General features: G+C 59.4%; 15 protein-coding genes. 6 read left to right on the top strand and 9 right to left on the bottom strand.

What is annotated here, in order from left to right:
- The first annotated feature begins 64 nt into the window (after nt 1–64).
- Together NBG89_RS18240 and NBG89_RS18235 are read left to right on the top strand one after the other, a co-directional pair.
- The gene (locus NBG89_RS18240; protein WP_431321096.1) at nt 65–865 is read left to right on the top strand and encodes an alpha/beta hydrolase; all 801 of its coding nucleotides are present in this window, start codon (nt 65–67) and stop codon (nt 863–865) included.
- 151 nt (nt 866–1,016) lie between these two features.
- A complete protein-coding gene (locus tag NBG89_RS18235) occupies nt 1,017–1,616 on the top strand; it encodes a transglutaminase-like cysteine peptidase (protein ID WP_431321095.1) in 600 nt (199 codons plus the stop codon).
- A gap of 92 nt (nt 1,617–1,708) precedes the next feature.
- On the opposite strand, the gene mbfA is transcribed toward NBG89_RS18235, so the two are convergent.
- Nucleotides 1,709–2,692, bottom strand: a complete 984-nt coding sequence (gene mbfA, locus NBG89_RS18230) for an iron exporter MbfA (protein WP_431321094.1) — start codon at nt 2,690–2,692, stop codon at nt 1,709–1,711.
- 316 nt (nt 2,693–3,008) lie between these two features.
- Here mbfA and NBG89_RS18225 point away from each other — a divergent pair, with 316 nt between their 5' ends.
- On the top strand, nt 3,009–3,377 hold the full coding sequence (locus NBG89_RS18225) for a helix-turn-helix domain-containing protein (RefSeq protein WP_431321093.1): 369 nt from the start codon (nt 3,009–3,011) through the stop codon (nt 3,375–3,377).
- Nucleotides 3,378–3,392: 15 nt separating this feature from the next.
- Here the strand turns inward: NBG89_RS18225 and NBG89_RS18220 are convergent, their stop codons facing one another.
- The 5 genes from NBG89_RS18220 to NBG89_RS18200 all read right to left on the bottom strand — a co-directional run bounded on the left by NBG89_RS18220 (nt 3,393) and on the right by NBG89_RS18200 (nt 11,569).
- Nucleotides 3,393–3,602 (bottom strand): hypothetical protein, encoded by a 210-nt coding sequence (locus NBG89_RS18220; RefSeq protein WP_431321092.1) that lies wholly within the window; start codon nt 3,600–3,602, stop codon nt 3,393–3,395.
- A 147-nt stretch (nt 3,603–3,749) separates the two neighbouring features.
- Nucleotides 3,750–5,585: an adenylate/guanylate cyclase domain-containing protein gene (locus tag NBG89_RS18215; protein ID WP_431322734.1), complete on the bottom strand. Its 1,836-nt coding sequence runs from the start codon at nt 5,583–5,585 to the stop codon at nt 3,750–3,752.
- Between the two features lie 270 nt (nt 5,586–5,855).
- The gene (dnaJ, locus tag NBG89_RS18210) at nt 5,856–6,983 is read right to left on the bottom strand and encodes a molecular chaperone DnaJ (protein ID WP_088691033.1); all 1,128 of its coding nucleotides are present in this window, start codon (nt 6,981–6,983) and stop codon (nt 5,856–5,858) included.
- Between the two features lie 85 nt (nt 6,984–7,068).
- Entirely contained in the window at nt 7,069–8,985 is a 1,917-nt protein-coding gene (gene dnaK, locus NBG89_RS18205; protein ID WP_431321091.1) for a molecular chaperone DnaK, read from the bottom strand.
- Between the two features lie 235 nt (nt 8,986–9,220).
- Nucleotides 9,221–11,569, bottom strand: a complete 2,349-nt coding sequence (locus NBG89_RS18200; protein WP_431321090.1) for a PBP1A family penicillin-binding protein — start codon at nt 11,567–11,569, stop codon at nt 9,221–9,223.
- 234 nt (nt 11,570–11,803) lie between these two features.
- Between NBG89_RS18200 and NBG89_RS18195 the strand changes: the two genes are divergently transcribed.
- Nucleotides 11,804–12,130 (top strand): GCG_CRPN prefix-to-repeats domain-containing protein, encoded by a 327-nt coding sequence (locus NBG89_RS18195; protein WP_431321089.1) that lies wholly within the window; start codon nt 11,804–11,806, stop codon nt 12,128–12,130.
- 181 nt (nt 12,131–12,311) lie between these two features.
- The gene (locus NBG89_RS18190) at nt 12,312–12,494 is read left to right on the top strand and encodes a hypothetical protein (RefSeq protein ID WP_088691029.1); all 183 of its coding nucleotides are present in this window, start codon (nt 12,312–12,314) and stop codon (nt 12,492–12,494) included.
- 251 nt (nt 12,495–12,745) lie between these two features.
- Here NBG89_RS18190 and NBG89_RS18185 read toward each other — a convergent pair whose 3' ends face one another.
- Nucleotides 12,746–12,868 carry a hypothetical protein gene (locus tag NBG89_RS18185; protein ID WP_431321088.1) on the bottom strand — a complete coding sequence of 41 codons (123 nt, stop codon included), beginning with the start codon at nt 12,866–12,868 and terminating at the stop codon, nt 12,746–12,748.
- 144 nt (nt 12,869–13,012) lie between these two features.
- Nucleotides 13,013–14,401, bottom strand: a complete 1,389-nt coding sequence (locus NBG89_RS18180; protein ID WP_431321087.1) for a M20/M25/M40 family metallo-hydrolase — start codon at nt 14,399–14,401, stop codon at nt 13,013–13,015.
- A gap of 201 nt (nt 14,402–14,602) precedes the next feature.
- Between NBG89_RS18180 and NBG89_RS18175 the strand changes: the two genes are divergently transcribed.
- Nucleotides 14,603–16,987, top strand: coding sequence for a bifunctional diguanylate cyclase/phosphodiesterase (locus tag NBG89_RS18175; protein WP_431321086.1), 2,385 nt, complete (start codon nt 14,603–14,605; stop codon nt 16,985–16,987).
- Between the two features lie 3 nt (nt 16,988–16,990).
- On the opposite strand, the gene NBG89_RS18170 is transcribed toward NBG89_RS18175, so the two are convergent.
- Nucleotides 16,991–17,407, bottom strand: coding sequence for a MarR family winged helix-turn-helix transcriptional regulator (locus tag NBG89_RS18170; RefSeq protein ID WP_088691027.1), 417 nt, complete (start codon nt 17,405–17,407; stop codon nt 16,991–16,993).
- Nucleotides 17,408–17,491: the final 84 nt, after the last annotated feature.

The following is a 17,491-nucleotide window of genomic DNA, read 5'->3' as shown; positions in this document are numbered from 1 at the left end:
AAAAACACCTGCTGTCAGCCTGTCAAGAATCTGTTTTATAGGCCAAAACAACTGGAGTTCCGCGATGTTTGACGCAAATCTCGTCCATGACCATCAATATCTGACCGTCGGTGAGGGCGAGGCCGCGCGCGCGATTGCCTATATCGCGCGAAGCCAATCGAGCCAGACGAACGGCCCAACTCTGGTTTGGTTATCCGGATACCGCTCCGACATGAGCGGCAGCAAGGCGATCGAACTCGACAAGTTCGCGGCGGAAAACGGCCTCGCCTGCCTGCGCCTCGACTATTCCGGTCATGGCGTATCCGGCGGCAAATTTGAGGACGGGACGATCTCGCGTTGGCTGGAAGAAGCGCTTGCGGTGATCCTCCATACAGCACCCGAGCGCATCCTCGTCGTCGGCTCGTCGATGGGCGGATGGATTGCCTTGCGGCTCGCCCAGGAACTCGCCAAGCGACCGGATGGGCCAAAGCTGGAAGGCATGGTGCTGATTGCGCCGGCTCCCGACTTCACCTCCGATCTGATCGAACCGAACCTCACGAAGAAAGAGAAAGCCTCCCTGGCCGAGCGCGGTTATTTCGAAGAGCGGTCTGCCTACAGCCCGGAGCCGAACATCTATACGCGGGCGCTGATGGAGGATGGGCGCGACAACAGCGTGCTCAAGGGCATCATCGAGACCGGCTGTCCGGTGCATATCCTGCAAGGAATGAAGGACCCTGATGTTCCCCATCAGCATGCGATGAAGCTCGTGGAGCATCTACCCGCCGACGACGTCGTGCTGACCTTCGTACGCGACGGCGACCATCGGCTGTCGCGACCCCAGGACATCGAGCGCATGCTTGCCGCGGTCAAAGGGCTGATACGCTAAACGAAAGCGTACCACCTGTGCCAAATCCTAACGGATTTTAACCATGTTGATGGGTAGCAGGCCCCTCCCCAGAAGTAACGATTGACTCTCCGAGCCTCCGTCCGTTAACTTTTTGTTAATAATACATGGGCGATGCAAGGGAAGAGCGGGCGTGCGGATCAAGGGTTTCCTCGTGGCCATGATGGCCGTGTTTGCTATGGCTACAGCCGCGACGCCGGCTTCCACCAACAACCTCTCGATGGTTACCGGCGCAGCGACTTCCCAGCCGATCGGCCATTATGACTTCTGCCAGATCCACCGCGATGAATGCGGCCCGAACCACAATACCTCGCCGGCCGAGATGTCGGATGCCAAATGGGGAATGGTGCGGTCGGTCAACACCATGGTCAACAACAGCATCACGCCGATGACCGATAAGGAAATCTACGGCAAGGATGAGGTCTGGGCTTATCCGACGACGGCTGGCGATTGCGAAGACTTCGCCCTGCTGAAGCGCCGCATTCTGATCCAGCGCGGAATTTCGCCGGCCAACCTTCTGCTCACCGTGGTTCGCAAGCCTGATGGCGAAGGCCATGCCGTCCTGACGCTGCGCACCAGCAACGGCGACTTCGTGCTCGACAACCTGGCATCCAACGTCAAGCCGTGGTTCGACACCCCCTATTCCTTCATCAAGCGCCAGTCGAGCGCCAATGCCGGTCGCTGGGTCACCATCGAGAATGGTCGCGACGTCCTTGTCGGTGCCTTGAAGTAGGCGAGATCGGATTGAACAAAAAAGGCCGGCGAGATGCCGGCCTTTTTGTTTTGGGACTGGGTTGATTGCTCTGGCTGCGCAGGAACCGCAGGTCAGCCATTGCCGATCAGGATGCCGGCACCGAGGACGAGGCCGCCGCCGACGACCACCTGTAAAGCAGCACGCAAGAACGGCGTTTCCATAAATCTGTTCTGAATGAACGCGATCGCCCAGAGCTCGAAGATCGCGATGATCACCGCCATCGTCGTCGCAGTCCAGAAGTTTGGGATCAGATACGGCAGGGTGTGGCCAAGACCGCCAAGCGCGGTCATGACACCGCAGGCAAGGCCGCGCTTGATCGGCGAACCACGGCCTGAAATCTTGCCGTCATCGTGGGCAGCTTCGGTAAAGCCCATCGAGATGCCGGCGCCGACGGAGGCCGACATGCCAACCAGAAACGTCTGCCAGGTATCCTGCGTCGCAAAGGCCGCAGCGAAGATCGGTGCCAGCGTTGATACCGAGCCATCCATCAAGCCGGCAAGCCCCGGCTGCACGTAGGTCAGAACCAGCTGCCGGCGCGCGGCAACATCTTCTTCTGTCTTCACACTCTCGGGCGTGTGCTTGTCGCCCAACGTATGGGTGATCTCTTCATGGCCTTGCTCGGCCAGCGCCAAGTCTCCGAGCAACTGCCGGGTGTTGGCATCGGTCACGCGGCTCGCCGCTTCGACGTAGAAGCGATAGGCCTGCTGTTCCATGGCCGCCGCTTCAGCCCGGATTCTATCCAATGACAGATTGCGCCGCAGCCAGTCGGGCTTGCGCTCATAAAATCCGCGAACATGCTCCCTACGAATGAGCGTAATGCGCTCGCCAAACCGCTGGCGATAAATTTCGATCAGGGACTTTCGATGAGTGTCCTCCACCTCGGCCATTTCCTCGAAGACCTTGGCGGAGGCAGGGTAATCGTCACGCAGCATGTCGGCGTAGGCGAGATAAATGCGCGCATCGTCCTCTTCGGAACCGATAGCGAGCGCCAGTATTTCCTGCTCGGACAAAGAGTCAAAAGAACGCTTGGATGATCCAAAGAGTCTACGCAGCATAACAACCTCATTTTTAGAATTATTCTAAAATAGGCCTAGCGTTAGCTCCGGTCAAGTTACCCGCCGCGAGCCGAATGAGAAAACGGCGGGCGAGTCCCATAAGTAAAAATAGGGTGCGGTTCGGACCGACCACCCTCCCCTAACTGGTATCCAAAATAATGTGCACGTTGCAGTCGATGCCTACGTCGAATGGCTAGGCATGCCGATCGAAAAACCACAGAAAAGGCCGGTTGAATTTTGCAACTGAAGGGTTGAGATATTGCAAAACGCGGGCATAGTACTAGCCAAAATAATTGCCTTATAAGGGAACAGCAAGGTGCCAGATCCGGTAGATATTATTGTTGGCAGAAACGTTCGGGCGCTCAGGTCCAAGAGACGCATATCGCAACTGGAACTCGGAGAGGCGCTCGGGCTGACTTTTCAGCAAATTCAGAAATACGAAAAAGGCACCAACCGCGTCTCGGCGAGTAAATTGCACCAGATTGCGGTCTTTCTGGGCGTGGATATTTCCGAATTGTTCGAAGGCGCCAATCCCAACGATGGCGCGGGAAAGCAAGGCCTCAGCCCAGAAGCCTATGAGCTCGCCATATACTACGACAGGCTTCGCTCCACGGCAGGCAAGGAGGCCGTGAAGACGATTCTCTCCATCATGTCCGGTGAAACCTACGCCGAGGCGCTAGGCTAAGGCTAGGCTCTCGCGTCAGTGCAGGTCGCTTTCATGAAGCGCGACGAGCAGATCGTCCTGCGTTTGATGACCCGCGTGATAGAGATCAATCGCGATGCTTGCAATTGAAAGTCCCTGTTGGCTGCGCATCTTGATATTGCGCTCGGCACACCAAGCGTAGAGCGCGCCGGCAAGCACGTCGATGTCATCGGACTGCAAAGACAAGGTAGTGGCTGCTGCCGTCATGGAAGTTGCCCTTATTTTTGGTTGATCCCCGACAGGATACTGGCTGCTTTGTTTGTCTTTGCAAAGCGGCATTCACTGCCTGCGTTAACGCAAGGCAGATGTGCATTTCCGCCTGTTTCATAATGGAACAATTGGTGTGCGCCAGCGCTATTCGGAAGCGACCCTGTAGTCCAGCGAGGCCGAACACGCCTCGATCGCATCCAGCATTTTCTCGAACCGTGGGTGATCGCGCACCGAATCCAGGTCCGAGTCGTGCTTGAACCACAGGATATGATAACAAGACGACTGCGGCAGCAGTTCCTCCAACAAGTCGAGCGCGGCGTCGCATTCGTTCAATAGCGCATAAACGCAGGCGACGTTGTATTGCGCAACGATATCATCCGGATCGATCGTCTGCGCGCGCTTCACCCACTCCTTTGCTCGCTCCGCTTCGCCCATGTGAGCCAATGCGAGCGCGCCGCGATGAGCCGGCCCCGAGTTTTCCGGATGCCGCTCCAAGGCCTCTTCGGCGCGCTCGATGCACACGCGCGCCCAATGCGCTCGTTCTTCCTCCAACCCAAGCGATCGACATGCACTCATCAAATGGATCGGCGAGAGATAGTCGTCGGGACGTATCTCGGCTGCCCTTGTGAAGAAGGTGATCGCGCCCTCGAACTTGCCCTGCATGAAAAGAAAGCGGCCGTAGTGGAAATTCGCTTCATAGAGATCGGGCTCCAGCGCCAACGCCTTTTCGAACTCGGCAAGCGCCTCCTCGTCTCGCCCGTCCTGGTGCAGCGCCAGCCCCCGCGAGGCATGCGCCTCCGCAAGATTTGGATCGAGCGCAAGTGCCTTGGCGCTCAGATTGAGAATTCCCTGTAGCGTGTACTCTCCCGCATGCCAGTCGCGCAGCGCCGACTCGCAATCGGCCATGCCGGCATAGGCACGCGCATATTCCGGATCCAGCGCGACTGCCGTTGCAAACATCCGTCGGGCCAAGACTAGGTAAGGCCTTGTCCAGGTGTGGGAAAGCTGCCGGCCGCGCAGATAGTAGGTGTAGGCCTCGACATTGTTTGTCGGTTCCGCCTCGATTGCCCGCCGCTCCTCGGGCAAGAGCTTGATCTTGAGCTGGTCGACGATCGCGTGCGTGATCTCGTCCTGGATCGCAAAGATGTCGGTCAGGTCGCGATCAAAGCGGTCCGCCCAGAGGTGCCCGCCATTCCTAGCGTCAATCAACTGTCCCGTGATGCGCACGCGCTGCGCCGCCTTGCGGACGCTTCCCTCGAGAACAAAGTCGACACCGAGCTCGGCCGCGACCTGCTTCACCTGCACCGATTTTCCCTTGTAAGTGAAGGCGGTGTTACGCGCGACGACGTAAAGATTCGAGATCTTCGAGAGGTCGGTGATGATGTCTTCTGTGATGCCGTCGGAAAAATACTCCTGCTCAGCGTCACCGCTCATATTGGTGAACGGCAGCACGGCGACAAGCTGCTTGTGCTTTTCCCTAGCCGCGGTCAAAGCGGCCTTGTTCACCTTCAGTGGCAGCGCCCGCCGTGGCGAAATCGCGTAGACCCTCACCGGCTCCTTGATGTTCTTGAGCCTATGCTCGCCCCTGTCCTCGAAGGAAAGGTCGAGCCGAGTTCCGACATGGTCCCTCACGGAAGCGGAGACCGCAACGCCGCCCGGCTCAGCGAGCGTCTCAAGCCGCGCGGCAACATTCACGCCATCTCCGAAGATGTCACCCTCCTCGACGATCACGTCGCCCAGATGGATGCCAATCCGAAATTCGATCCGCTTGTCTTCCAGGACGGACAGGTTTCGCTGAGCCGTCTCGCGCTGAATCTCATCGGCACAAGCGACGGCATTCACGATGCTGGAGAATTCGACCAGCATGCCATCACCGGTGAGCTTGACGATGCGGCCGCGATGCTGGGCAATCTTTGGATTGAGGAACTCGGTGCGGCAATTTTTCACCGCACTCAGCGTCCCGGATTCGTCTGAGCCCATCAATCGGCTGTAGCCGACGATGTCTGCTGCAAGGATGGCTGCGAGACGGCGTTCCAAGTGTCCCCCGGCGCTGCAATGTTGCGAGATCTGCTAATTTAACCTTTTATTATCTTAATGTCCTGCCAATCATTCGGTTGATACAAGATAATAAAGCGATTTTGATTATGAAGGTCACACCGCCGCAACAACCCTGCATAGTCTGGTGGGACCAAAAACAACAAAGGCCCGGTTGTAACAACCGGGCCTTTGCGGCATTTCGTGTCTGATCGATCAGTTCTCGAAGAATTCCTTCATCCGCGCAAAGAACCCGGTCGATTCCGGATTGTTCTCCTTCGAGGAAAGCTGCTCGAACTCCTGAAGTAGCTCGCGCTGGCGCTTCGTCAGCTTCTGAGGGGTCTCGATCTGGATCTGGATGTAGAGGTCGCCTGTTTGGGGCGAACGCAGCACCGGCATACCCTTGCCCTTCAGACGGAACTGCTTGCCGGCCTGGGTGCCTTCCGGCACGGTCACACGCGACTTCGTGCCGTCGAGCGTCGCGACGTCAAAGGTGCCGCCGAGGGCAGCCGTCGTCATCGAGATCGGGATGGTGCAGTAAAGATCGGCGCCATCGCGCTGATAGAATTCATGCGGCTTGACCGACAGGAAAATATAGAGATCGCCCGCCGGACCGCCGCGCATGCCGGCTTCGCCCTCGCCCTGCAGGCGGATGCGGGTGCCGTCTTCGATGCCGGCCGGAATGTTCACGGAAAGCGAACGCTCTTCAGTGACGCGGCCCTGGCCATGGCACTTCGTGCAGGGATCGGGAATGATCGTGCCGCGACCGTGACAGGTCGGGCAGGTCCGCTCGATCGAGAAGAAGCCCTGGGCTGCGCGTACGCGGCCGGAACCCTGGCAGGTGCCGCAGGTCTTCGGCTGGGTGCCCGGCTTTGCGCCCGAGCCGGAACAGACGTCGCAGGTAATCGATGTCGGCACGCGAATCTGTGCCGTCTTGCCCGAGAATGATTCCTCCAGCGAAATTTCCATGTTGTAACGAAGATCGGCGCCACGCTCGCGTCCGCCGGACGAGCGCTGCCGCTGACGACCGCCGCCCATCATCTCGCCGAAGATATCCTCGAAAATGTCGGAGAAGCCGCCGCCGCCGAAACCGCCGCCGCCACCGCCCATGCCGCCGTGTTCGAAGGCTGCGTGACCATACCGGTCATAGGCCGCGCGTTTCTGCGGATCCTTGAGCGTCTCGTAGGCTTCGTTGATTTCCTTGAATTTGCGCTCGGCGTCATGGTCGCCCGGATTCTTGTCCGGATGAAACTTCATGGCGAGTTTGCGGAAGGCGCTTTTCAGCTCTTTGTCGTCCGCCGTCTTGGCGACACCCAGCGTTTCGTAAAAATCGGCTTTTGCCATTAAGGATTAGACCCCGGAAATGGTTTTCCGGCTGCCATGGTGAGCAGCCGGAACGTCAGTTTCAAGCTAGACCGCTTCGTCTCGCTTACGCGGACTTCTTGCGGTCGTCGTCCTTGACTTCTTCGTAGTCGGCATCGACGACATTGTCATCACCGCCTTCTGCCGAAGCGTCCGCAGAGCCGGCTTCAGCCTGCTGGGCTTCATAAATCGCCTGACCGAGCTTCATGGAAACTTCCATGAGGGTCTGGGTCTTCGCCTTGATGTCTTCAGCATCCGGCTCGGTTGCTTCGACAGCAGATTTCAGAGCGGCGATCGCATCGGAGATCGCGGTGCGGTCGGCTTCAGAAACCTTGTCGCCGTAATCCTTCAGCGACTTTTCCGTGGAGTGGATCAGGCTTTCGGCCTGATTCTTGGCTTCCACGGCTTCGCGGCGCTTCTTGTCGGCTTCGGCGTTGGCTTCGGCATCCTTGACCATCTTCTCGATGTCGGCGTCGGAGAGACCACCCGAAGCCTGGATGCGGATCTGCTGTTCCTTGCCGGTACCCTTGTCCTTGGCCGAAACCTGCACGATGCCGTTGGCGTCGATGTCGAAGGTCACTTCGATCTGCGGAACGCCACGCGGTGCCGGCGGCAGGCCAACGAGGTCGAACTGGCCGAGCAGCTTGTTGTCGGCAGCCATTTCGCGCTCGCCCTGCGAAACGCGGATGGTGACGGCCTGCTGGTTGTCGTCGGCGGTCGAGAAGGTCTGCGACTTCTTCGTCGGGATCGTGGTGTTGCGCTCGATCAGACGGGTGAAGACGCCGCCCAGCGTTTCGATGCCGAGGGACAGCGGGGTTACGTCGAGAAGCAGAACGTCCTTGACGTCGCCCTGCAGAACGCCGGCCTGGATGGCGGCGCCGAGAGCGACGACTTCATCCGGGTTGACGCCCTTGTGCGGCTCCTTGCCGAACAGCTGCTTGACGACTTCCTGCACCTTCGGCATGCGGCTCATACCACCGACGAGAACGACTTCATCGATCTCTGCAGGCGTGACACCGGCGTCCTTGAGGGCTGCCTTGCACGGCGCGATGGTGCGCTGGACGAGATCGTCGACCAGGCTTTCCAGCTTGGCGCGGGTCAGCTTCAGCGTCAGGTGCTTCGGACCGGTTGCATCGGCCGTGATGAACGGCAGGTTGATTTCGGTCTGCTGAGCGGAGGACAGTTCAATCTTCGCCTTTTCAGCAGCTTCCTTGAGGCGCTGCAGAGCAAGCTTGTCGCCCTTGAGGTCGATGCCGTTGTCCTTCTTGAACTCGGCAACGAGGTATTCGACGAGACGCATGTCGAAGTCTTCACCGCCGAGGAAGGTATCGCCGTTGGTGGACTTCACTTCGAAGACGCCGTCGCCGATTTCGAGGATCGAGATATCGAAAGTACCGCCACCCAAGTCGTAAACGGCGATGGTCTTGCCGTCCTTCTTGTCGAGACCGTAGGCAAGGGCTGCCGCCGTCGGCTCGTTGATGATACGGAGAACTTCGAGACCAGCGATCTTGCCGGCATCCTTGGTTGCCTGGCGCTGTGCGTCGTTGAAGTATGCGGGAACGGTGATGACGGCCTTTTCGACCTTTTCACCGAGATAGGATTCGGCGGTTTCCTTCATCTTCTGAAGGATCATCGCGGAGATCTGTGCCGGAGAATAGGACTTGCCCTGGGCCTCGACCCAGGCGTCGCCGTTGTCACCCTTGACGATGTGGAAAGGAACGAGGCTCTTGTCCTTCTCAACGGTCGGATCTTCGTAGCGGCGGCCGATGAGGCGCTTTACAGCGAAGAGGGTATTCGTGGGGTTGGTGACAGCCTGGCGCTTGGCCGGCTGACCGACGAGGCGCTCGCCGTCATCGGAAAATGCCACCATGGAAGGGGTCGTGCGCGCGCCTTCCGCATTCTCAATGACCTTTGCGTCTTTGCCGTCCATGACCGCGACGCAGGAATTTGTCGTTCCGAGGTCGATACCAATTACTTTTGCCATGTCATTCTCTCCTTGAAGCAAGCTGTCGGAACCCCGAGAAGGCATTTCCCTGACAGCCCCTTACGGGATGGGTCTTTAAGATTAACGCAATCGTGATTGCGGTGATGCCGCGTATATAAGGAGCGGTTTTCGGGACTGCAAGGCGAGAAATAGCCAGAAAACCAGCAAAACAAGCGCCCAGCGATTAATTTCGACAGGCGCAGGAAAATGGCATTTTTCCGGCCAAACGCTTTGGCTACTGCCCCATGATCAAGTCGAGCAATGTCGTCCGTCTCGGCCTGCCTGCCGGCGACGGTTCAGGCTCGCCAATATCACCAGGCGGCAGCGCATCGCCGTAGCCATCATCGCCGTCCTGAGCGACGTCGGCGGGAGGCACCGGACCGCCATTAGCAGGCGCCATCGGCTGACGTCTCGGTCGGTCGGTCGCCTGCGGATTGCGCTCACGAACATCGGCCCCGCCTCCGAAGACACCGGAAAGAATGCTGCCGATCGTCGTCGGCTCTTCAAGCGGTGGCGCCGCACCAGGCTCGACAGACGCCATCGGCTGATCGCCAACACCGGGATTGGCTGCGGGATCAGCCATGAACTGCCCGTTGCCGAACAGCGGTGCCGGCGACAGTCCCTTGTGTGCGGCGACCATGAATTCCTGCCACGCCTTGGCCGGCAGGCCGCCCCCTGTCACCTTCTTCATCGGCTTGCCATCGTCGTTGCCGAACCAGACGCCAGTTGTGAGATTGCTGGTGAAGCCAACAAAGAGCGCGTCCCGCGAATTTTGGGTGGTGCCGGTCTTGCCAGCTGCCTGCCAGCCGGCAAGTTTCGCGCTCTTGCCCGTTCCCTGGTTGATGACGCCCATCATCATCGTGTTCATGTTGGCGGCAATCGCTTCCGACAGGACGCGAGGCGGATTATCGTAGGTGTTCTCGTAGAGCACCTTGCTGCCGTCGGCCGTCGTCACGCGACGGATGACGTGCGGCGTCGCCTTGTAGCCGCCATTCATGAAGGCGGCGTAGGCGCCGGTGAGCTCCATTAACGACACTTCCGATGTACCCAAAGCAATCGACGCATTCGGCTGCAGTTCCGATTCGATGCCGAGGCGGTGAGCCAACTTGATGACCTGATCCGGCCCATCATACATGACCAGCTGGGCGGCGACCGTGTTCAGCGACTTTGCAAGCGCCGTCGCGAGGGTCACTTCGCCATTATACTTCTTCTCGTAATTCTCGGGCGTCCAATCGCCTATGCGAATCGGCGCGTCATTGAATACGGAGAACGGCGTCAGGCCCTTTTCCAGCGCTGCAGCGTAGACGAACGGCTTGAAGGACGATCCGGGCTGGCGTTTGGCGGTGACGGCGCGGTTGAACTGACTGTCGGCATAGTCCCTGCCGCCGACGAGGGCACGGATTGCACCGGTCCCATCGAGAGAGACCAGTGCTGCCTGCGAGGCATCGAGCTTGGCGCCATCCTTACCAAGGACGTCATTCAGCGACTGCTCCGCGCGCTTTTCCAGGGTCTTGTCGATCGTCGTGTCGACGACAATGTCTTCCTTGACGTCGCCAATCAGGGCGGGCAGCTGGTCCATCACCATATCGGCAACATAGTGGCCGGCACCTGACCAATAGCGCTTTGCCTTGGCCGGCGTCTGCGACATGGCGGTCTTGACTTCGTCATCGGTGATATAGCCCTGCTCGCGCATCGTCTGCAGCACCACCTGTGCGCGGGCATTGGCGGCCTCGGGATCGCGTGCCGGCGACAGACGCGACGGTGCCTTGACGAGACCGGCAAGAAGGGCTGCTTCACCGAGGTTCACATCGCGTGCGGACTTGTTGAAGTAACGGCGCGAGGCAGCTTCGACGCCGTACGCGTTCGAGCCGAAAAACACGCGATTGAGATACATCGCAAGGATCTGGTCCTTGGTGTATTTCTGCTCCAGCCACAGGGCGAGCAGGACTTCCTGCACCTTGCGCTCCAGCGTGCGGTCCGGCGACAGGAAGAGGTTCTTTGCAAGCTGCTGCGTCAGCGTCGAGCCACCCTGGACCATGTGCCCGGTCGTCAGATTGGTGACGAAGGCACGTGCAAGGCCAAGCGGATCGACGCCGAAATGCGAGTAGAAGCGGCGATCTTCGATGGCGACGATCGCTTCGGGAATGTACGGCGACATGTCTTCGAGCGCGAGGGCCTCGCCGCCCGTCGTGCCGCGATTGGCGATGACGCTGCCGTCGACAGCGGTGATCTTGACGTTCGGCGGACGCTCCGGAATGGCCCAGGTGCTGGCGCTCGGCATACGCGAGCCGTAGTAGATAACGAGGCCGGCGACGCCGATCCCAGCCCAAATGCCGAAAACGATGCACCAGTAGACGATGCGACGGATGAGGCCGAAAAGCCCACCGCCTTCGCGATCGCGGCGGTCGCGTTTGCGACGCTCCGGCTGCCGCGCGCGGGACGATTTCGGCGCTGCGCGCCTAGTCGAGCGTCCGCGCACCACGCGGTCATCGGCATCGAGCGAGAAATCGTCATCGTCGTCACGGTCGTCGCGACCGCTGAAAGAAGGTTCGATCCTGTCGCGTGATTTGCCTCTGCCCGCCATCTAGTACCCGGTGCACCCCATCTTCGCTTCTTGCGCGGCGACGCCGCAGAAACCGTGCTTTGCCAAACGGTTCTTCGCCCGGTTGAACTTTAAATGCGGCGATTTAAGGGGTGGTTAAGAAGTGGTTAGAGCGGTCCGCGTTTGCCCCAATAATGTCAAATTTGGTTCAGCCCCCATTCACCGAACCGGCTCTCTAATCGACGCGCAAGGGACTTGCATAACAGAGGTGCAGAGATGCGTATGAGAATGATTGCAGTCGCGATCGCCATGTGTGGATTTGGCGTTTCCGTGGCTGAAGCGATGCCGGTCGCGCCGATGAACGGCATTGCGGCCCCAAATACGGTACTTGTCGACTACGCTTGCGGGCGCGGGTACCACCTGACGCGGTGGGGCAATTGCCGCCCGAACTGGAACCGGCCTCCACCACCGCGTTACGGCTGGCGCGATGACCGCCGCTATGGATGGGGCGGCCCGCCACGCTATGGCTGGCGTTACGAGCGGTCCTACGGATGGGATCGTCCGCCGCCGTGGGCTCGTGATCGCTACCGCGATTGGCGCTGATCACATTCTCCGAACCGAAGACAGCATCAGAGCCCGGCCTAGCCGGGCTCTGTTTCATTTGGCCCTCCAAGCCACGCTTTTTTGGCATGGCTGCCATTCGTTGCGACTGTCACAAATCTGACATATAGCAGGTCGAATTGCGCCTAAGATTAGCGCAGAACGCGCATTAGGTAGGCATTTCATGAGCATCGACTTTAGTAACACCGAAGAATTCAGGCTGCGTGAAGTCTGGAGCGTGCAAGAGTTTGCGCGCCGCTACCGGCTGACAAAGATGGAAGAGAGCCGCCTGAAGATGCTGCACGGCCCGTTCGCGGAGATGCGCGAGTTGCTGGGCTGTCGTCAGAATTCAGTTTCTCTCTGGTAGCAGGGAACCATTAGGGACGCAGTGAATTAGTTCCGTAGCGAAACACGCCCTACACGTTTCGCTAAAGGTCGGCCGTCTCCCCTCAAACGTGCCGATCACGATCAGGCCCGGTGTCTCTCCCAGAGCGCCGGGCCTTCCCATTTCTCCTATGAAAGCCTCTACCTCGGCAAGCACAGGCGTAGGCAAAATGGCGGTCGCTGAAGCGCTCTCGTCGAACACTTGAAAGCTTCGAAACACAGACATGCGTTCGCCTACTTGAAACCCGAGGTCGGCGTTCCGACATAGGGACCAACATATTGCAGCCGATGGAAAGCTGTGCGCGCAAGCAACGTTGCCGCTTCCATCGTTTTGATCGCGGCTCTGCGGTTAGCCATTCGTTAACCTTTCCCGATCAGTCTGGCTGCAACATTCGCTTCCTCCTTGACCACGGATGTACTGGCATCGAAGTGAAGCGAATGACGAAAGGCCGGCTTGTTCCGGCCTTTTTGTTTTTCGGGCGCTCGAGGCGCGCTTTCCTATTACTTGGCCAGCGCTTCCACGATGCGAATCCAGGACCGGATACCCTTGTGATAGGAAGCGAGCTCGTACTTCTCGTTTGGCGAGTGAATGCGGTCGTCGCTGAGGCCGAAGCCAACCAGCAACGATTCCATGCCGAGCATCTTCTGGAAGTCACCGACGATCGGGATCGATCCGCCCATGCCGATGACCACGGCAGGCCTCGGCCACTCGTCGGAAAGCGCATTCTTGGCCTTCGTCAGCACCGGCGAATCGTAGGAAAGATGGATGGCCGGCGAGCCGCCATGCGGATGGAAATCGACGGAGCAATCGGCGGGGATTTTCGAGCGGATGTAGGTGCGGAAGCTTTCCCGGACGGCATCCGGATCCTGCGTCCCGACGAGACGGAAGGAGACCTTGGCGGAGGCCTTGGCTGCGATCACCGTCTTGAAACCTTCACCGGTATAGCCACCCCAGATGCCATTGACCTCAGCGGTCGGACGCGCCCAGGTCAATTCGAGGACCGACCGGCCTTTCTCTCCCGACGGGATCGACAGACCCACCTCGCCCAGGAAGGTCTCGGCGGTCTTGCCGAGTGTTTCCCAGGATGCCTTTATATTGGCCGGCGTTTCCTCCACGCCATCATAGAAGCCCTCGAGCGTGATGCGGCCGGTTTCATCGTGCAGGCCAGCAAGTGCTGCCGTCAGGATATGGATCGGATTTGCGGCGGCACCGCCGAACAGGCCGGAGTGCAAATCGCGGTCGGCTGCCGTCACGACGACCTCTTCGCCGACGAGACCCCGAAGCGCCGCAGCAATCGCCGGCGTATCGCGGTCCCACATGCCGGTGTCGCACACGAGGGCGTAGTCCGCCTTCAATTCCGCGGCGTTGGCCTCGAGGAACGGCTTCAGCGACGGTGAACCGGATTCCTCTTCGCCTTCGAAAAGGATTGTGATGCGGCAGGGCAAAGCACCGTTGACTTCCTTGTAGGCGCGGCAGGCTTCGACGAAGGTCATCAACTGGCCCTTGTCGTCGGCGGTGCCGCGACCCGTAAGGATCTTCCGGCCATTGCCGACATCCTTGATCGACGGTTCGAACGGATCATTCTCCCAAAGCTCGATGGGATCGACCGGCTGCACGTCGTAATGGCCGTAAAACAGCACGTGCGGTGCGTCGGCGCTCGCACCGGCATGGTGGGCGACAACCATGGGATGACCGGGCGTATCGCGCACGGAAGCATCGAAACCCAGCGTCTCGAGATAGGAAACCAGCCATTCGGCCGCCTTGCGGCACTCGACCTTGAAGGCCGGGTCAGTGGAGATCGATTTGATCCTCAAGAGTTCAAACAGCTTGTCGAGGCTTGATGGCAGATTTTGATCTGCGCGCGAAAGCACCGGCGTTACGTCAGTCATTTTCGACTCCTTTCGAAATTCCGCGGGACGATAGACCAAAGGTAAATCGCTTTCGAGTTGAAAAAAGATCGAGAGAGGAGACGATCACGACGGATGGGCGCGTCAGATATACCGCAAGACGAATGCATGAAATCGCATATACAATTTACGGTTATTTAGGGAAGGATAAATAGTATACCGGCAATGTGTTCGAGGTGAGATATGTTCTCTGTAGTCACCTGCATTCGCGAGAACCATGACTGGCGTCTGATTGTTGCCGCCGTCATCGTTTGCCTGATCGGCAACCTTGCCTCCATGCTGCTCTTGTTCCGCGCTCAGGAATGCGACCCCGGACAGCAACGGCACTGGATCATGGCATCGGCATTTGCCTGCGGCGTTGGCATCTGGGCTACGCACTTCATCTCCATGCTGGCCTACGACGGCGGCTTCACGATCACTTATGGTCTTGGCCTGACAACACTCTCCGTCATACTGGCGATATGCGTCTCGTGGCTCGCCATCCTGGTTTCCGTGGAGGGTTCGAGTGAGTATTCCTTCGTGCCCGGCGGCATCTTGATGGCACTCGGCATCGGTTCGATGCATCTGACCGGCATGCGGGCGATCGAAGCCCAAGTTGATATCGTCTACGATCTCCCGGCAACGCTGATCGCGCTGTGGATTGGTGCGACACTCGCGAGCATGGCGTTTCTCTCCTTCAAGAGGCTCAAGGGAACGAAACGGCTGCTGGTGTCGGCGATCGCCATGGTGCTCGCCATCGCAGCGATGCATTTCATCTCCATGAGCAGTATTACGCTCATTCCCGAGCCGGGACGAAGCGTGACCACGACTGTTCTGGAGCCCAAAGCGCTGGCGGCGATCATCATGGTGGTGTCTACTGCCCTGATCCTCGTCGCTCTCGGCGCGGTGTTTCTCGAAAGCCATCTGACCGATCTGCGCGGCCTCGCAAACGCCTCGATGGAGGGGCTGCTCGTTCTGCGCGAAGGAAAGATCGTCGACGCCAACGAACGGTTCCAGCAAATGTCGGGCTGGCAATTGGCCGAGTTGCTCGGGGGTGATCCGACCTCCGTTCTGATGAGCATGGATGGAAGTACGACAGTCTTCCGAGAGGAAACGCAGCTGACCACCAAAGACGACAGCGAGATCCCGGTGGAGATCCTGTCCCGTCGCATGGTCTATCGTGGGCGCAACTGCGACGTCCTGGTGATTCGCGATCTCACCGAGCGCAAGCGCGCTGAGAAAATGATCGAACATCTCGCGCAGCACGACGTTTTGACCGGCCTGCCGAACCGTTCGCTGTTTGACACGCGCATCCGCCATGCCCTTCAACTGGCCCAGCGCAAGCACACGCAGATTGCCGTCTTCTGTCTGGACCTCGATCGCTTCAAGGCCGTCAACGACATCTTCGGGCATGCGGAGGGCGACCGCATCCTCTGCAAGGTTTCGACAATCCTGCAGCGCGTGGCCGACGACGGCGACACGGTCGCCCGACTTGGAGGCGATGAGTTCGCGATCATCCAGACGGGCAAGCAGCAGCCGGACGCCGCGCGCAAGCTCGCTGGGCTTATTCTTGACGGGCTCGCCGCTGAAATGGATATCGCCCGCGATCCGACCGCCGTCGGCATCAGTGTCGGTATTGCTGTTTATCCTACGGACGGACACACGGCGGAGGAGCTGAGCGATAACGCCGATACGGCGCTTTACCGTGCCAAGCACGGCGGGCGCGGCAAGGCCTGCTTCTTCGACGCGGAAATGGATGAGGCCGTGCGCGCCCGCCGCCAGATCGAGGCCGAGCTGCGGCATGCGATCACGCGCAATCAGGTCTCCGTAAGCTACCAACCGATCCTCGACAGCAGGACGGATACCGTCACCGGCTATGAAGCCCTGATGCGGTGGAATCGGCCCGGACATGGCATGAGTGAACCAGAGGTCTTTATCGGCATAGCCGAGGAAAGCGGCGTGATCGTGCAGCTTGGAGAGTGGGTGATGCGCCAGGCATGCACCGAAGCGGCGCGGTGGCCGCAGCCACTGTCCATTGCCGTCAACGTCTCGCCGGTGCAGTTCATGCTCCCGAACCTTTGCGAGCGGGTCGCGGCTATCCTCGAAGAGACCGGGTTGGCCCCGGAGAGGCTGGAACTGGAAATTACCGAAGCTGCCTTCGTGCGCGACCGAAGCAATGTCATCGCAACGCTGATGCGTCTGCATGGACTCGGCGTTCGCATCGTCATGGACGACTTCGGAACGGGCTTCTCATCGCTTTCGAACCTGCGCGCTTTGCCATTTGACAAGATCAAGGTGGATCGCAGCTTCACGGGCATTCTCGAACATGACGCCGCCGCCCGTTCCATCGTGCGCGCCATCATCGGTCTCGGTCACAGCCTGGGAATTCAGGTCGTGACCGAAGGCGTCGAAACGGAACTTCAGCGTCAGATCGTCATCGAGGAAGGCTGCGAGCAGATGCAGGGCCTGCTTCTCGGCAAGCCGGACATCGAGCCGAGCGTCAAGCTGGCAGCGCGTGAGAGCTTCCTCGCAACCCACGGCGAGTTGGATCGGCCGCTCGCTTCCGCCACCATAACGGCGGCGGAATAGAGCTCAGAGCTTCTTGGCGTTGTCGAGAAGGCGACGGATATATTCGAGGGTCAGCTCGCGCTCGAAGCTCTTGAAGCCCTCAAACAGCGCTAGATCCGCTTCACGCGCCGCCTCGATCGCGTCGTCTTCCATGCCCTTGGCCTTGTCCGTCAGGAAGATCAGCTGGGCGCGCTTGTCGGACGGATGCGGGCGGCGGTCGATGAGCCCGTCGCGCGCCATGCGTGCAAGGGTGTTTGCCATCGTCGCCTGTTCGATGTCGACGCGGGCCAGCAATTGCTTCTGCGTCAGCCCGTCCTCGGCCCAAAGTTCGAGAAGAACTGGGAACTGCCCCGGCGAAAAGCCGAGCCTTGCCGCGCGCTGTTGGAGCGAACGAGCGAAGCCCTTGGCCAGCTGGCTGGCAAGGTAAGCCCCCGAGTCCATACGATTAATTCCCATCTTTTCAGTTAGTCGCAAAAAACTCGACAAAACAATGCAACAAATCTCATACGATGGATCACAAACGCT

The sequence above is a fragment of the Rhizobium sp. YTU87027 genome (assembly GCF_050644135.1).
In the GTDB taxonomy this organism is placed as follows: Bacteria; Pseudomonadota; Alphaproteobacteria; order Rhizobiales; family Rhizobiaceae; genus Rhizobium.
The sequence above is the reverse complement of the archived record's forward strand: the minus strand, read 5'-3'. Positions and strand labels throughout refer to the sequence as shown.